Origin of the sequence: Microcoleus sp. C2D2, from assembly GCF_036702495.1 — a bacterium.
In the GTDB taxonomy this organism is placed as follows: domain Bacteria; phylum Cyanobacteriota; class Cyanobacteriia; order Cyanobacteriales; family Microcoleaceae; genus Microcoleus.
Map to the genome: position 1 here is coordinate 1 of NZ_JAUBTO010000334.1, position 2,720 is coordinate 2,720.

General features: G+C 41.5%; 2 protein-coding genes and 1 pseudogene. 2 read left to right on the plus strand and 1 reads right to left on the minus strand.

Going from position 1 to position 2,720, the window contains the following annotated elements; all coding sequences use genetic code 11:
- Window positions 1-201 (plus strand): hypothetical protein (locus QUB61_RS38820; RefSeq protein WP_333190442.1); only part of this gene is annotated, 201 nt, incomplete at its 5' end.
- 215 nt (window positions 202-416) lie between these two features.
- Here the strand turns inward: QUB61_RS38820 and QUB61_RS38825 are convergent.
- Window positions 417-1,686, minus strand: a pseudogene (locus QUB61_RS38825) (RNA-guided endonuclease InsQ/TnpB family protein).
- A 521-nt stretch (window positions 1,687-2,207) separates the two neighbouring features.
- On the opposite strand from QUB61_RS38825, the gene QUB61_RS40350 reads away from it, so the two are divergent.
- Window positions 2,208-2,366: a helix-turn-helix domain-containing protein gene (locus QUB61_RS40350; protein ID WP_445300340.1), complete on the plus strand. Its 159-nt coding sequence runs from the start codon at window positions 2,208-2,210 to the stop codon at window positions 2,364-2,366.
- Window positions 2,367-2,720: the final 354 nt, after the last annotated feature.

Consider the following 2,720-nt stretch of genomic DNA (forward strand, 5'->3'; position numbering starts at 1 on the left):
ATTTCAGCCCAAAAGCGTTTCGTTTCCAAGTTTTCACAACAGATAAAAAAATCCGACCCACATCTGCGGAATGTGGGTTACAAGGAAAAAGAACTCAGCTTCAGGGACAATAGAAATATGTTTGTCGGCTTCAAGAAACGGGTAGAAATAGAAGAAGGCATAGTAACTTTTGGGTTGGTTTGTATGGCTCTAATTGGCTAATTGCTGTTGACTCTTGTCAGGAGTGGGTAGAGTCCATGCTGAGTTTAGTTCCCAATAAAAAGCCATTTTATCAAAAGGGATTGAGATCCATAAAGCTTATAGGGCAAGCACTTTAGCCTCGTTGTCGCCCCCTGAACCCAGACCTACAAACAAACTGCCAAAGGTATCGGAGCCTTAACAATGAAGAAACAGATAGCTGGCAAAAGTATAGTCATCTATGACATGACATGGGAGGCGTTAAGTCCTTCCCCTTTCACTTTTACTTTGAGCGGATTGACCTGCCTCGGCTGAACTACGCAGCTCTCTATCCCATTGCTAAACGCATTTGGGATTGCTTTTTTGAGGATATTGTAAGACCCGTTAACATCGGAGTTAATTAATTGACCGGCTGATGTTTTGTACAACCCTCTTTTGATCCGCCTGCCCCTAAATACAGCATCCTTATCAGTCTTTCCATAGACAGGGAGTGGATCTAAACCGAGAAAATTTGATTGAGAAGTATAAGATTCTTCTTGCACTATGACCTTAATCCCCACCAATCGAGTTTTATATTCCAACATCTCAATTAGCCGAGCATGGGGAATGCTGACAAAGTTTTGATTGGTTTGTTTTCCTAAATCAATCTCGGTTTTCCATTGTACATTTTTGCCAACTACTAGCGTTCCAATTTGTTTGGTGACCAAAAGGTCAACAATCAGGCGACTGGTAGTATGCAAGTAATTATCGACTTTTTGGTGGCGACAGCGAGTTAAGCGCTGAATGCGATGTGAAGTTTTGCGACCTCCTTTTAACTGAGATTGCAACTGTGAAGAGCGTTTATTGTAGAACTGATTGATTGATTTCAAGGGTCGCCCGTTAATCAACAGAGGGGTAAAACCCGATTGATTTGAAGTTAGCGCCACCAAATTATTCAGTCCTAAATCAATACTAGCTACAGAATTCTCGTTGCTGACGGTGGACTCCGGTTCATCATAAATTACCTCAATCACATACGAATCACATTTCGGAACCAGTCTAACTTGGCAAATCCGAGCGGTTTTTATTTTGGTTTTGATTAAAATTTCCGTACCCGAAAGCTTGATAATTCCTTTCTTCAATTGCTTGCTACTAATTGCCCCAATTGTATAGACGAGAATGTTTCGACCCTTGACTTTATCTTTGTACAACGGCCGCTTCGGGCGATCGCGTGAATTTAGAGGAATCAGCTTTATAAGCTTTGACTGCTTCAAAAAACGATTTCCAATTCTTGTCCAATATCATCAAGATTTGTTGGCTGACCTTAGCTGGTAAAGCCTTGTATGCTTGATGATATTTCATCAAACGATTCATTTCATTGTAGTTGATGTAACCCCATCCATAAGTAAAGCTCTGACGAATGACGTAGTTGGCAGCATTGTAGAGATTCTTGGATTTAAAAGCTAATTCATCAATTTCTGCGAAACGATGTTCTGTAGATTTAATGATGTGCCTCTGGGCTAGTTGCATTTAAGGTTTCCATCCTTTAACTCATGTGTTTTTTACTCGACTACTATGATAATATGATACTACTATTGTTTATTGATGCTTACCAACTTAACGAAGTTTCACAATACCAGTCTGGAAAAAGGAGCATGAGTGGCTCAAAGAAGGTTATTCCCAATGCCTCCAATCTTCTACAGCATTACTGCCCTTCGAGGCAAGGTCTGACCAAAACAGTATCGCCGCAAGTCCACTGCTGCCGAGGCTGTTGCCCTTGAATTGGGAAGCCCACATCATAATGCGTAGCAGTTGATGTGTGGTAGTTCACATATTAAATTTTAACTTTTGAGGGGGTTTGGGGGAGCGATAAGTCCCACGTTCCTTTGGGTCAGCGTTGGGATACATGGACACCCCAAGCAAATTTTATGTGGTCAAACAGGCGTAAAATTTGCCAACTCGGTTGACTTTTTATCAGGAATGTATATAATCCTCAAAGGAGGTGGAAGCAATGCAACATCAAGCCGTCAAAGTTAGACTGTATCCAACAATTGAACAACAGACGATATGAGCTTCGGCACTTTGGCTGTTCTCGCTGGTGGTGGAATTACGCACTCAATATGTGTATTGAAACCTACAAAACCACGGGTAAAAGCTTGACTCAAATTGCATTGAACAAACTCCTACCAAATCTCAAAAAACAAGAATAAACACAATGGTTGTCGGAGTGTTACTCTCAAGTTTTGCAATCCACTACGCTCAACCTGGTAACTGCTTACAAAAACTTTTTTGAATCCAGGGCAAAATACCCGAGATTCAAATAAAAAAAAAATAGGCAGTCAATTCAGTATCCGCAATCAGTCAAACTTGTTGAGGACTTTCTCAAGTTTCCCGGTCGTGTCGGCATTGTCAAAGCTTGCATTACATCGACCGCTTGAGGGAACTATCAAAACCGTAACCGTCAGTGTTACTTCTTCGGGGAAATACTAAGCTGTTGCGGCATTTAAATAGAATGTCAACAAACAATTCGGTGTCTTGTGGGGTGGGCCGTCTCGCCCGCCCTG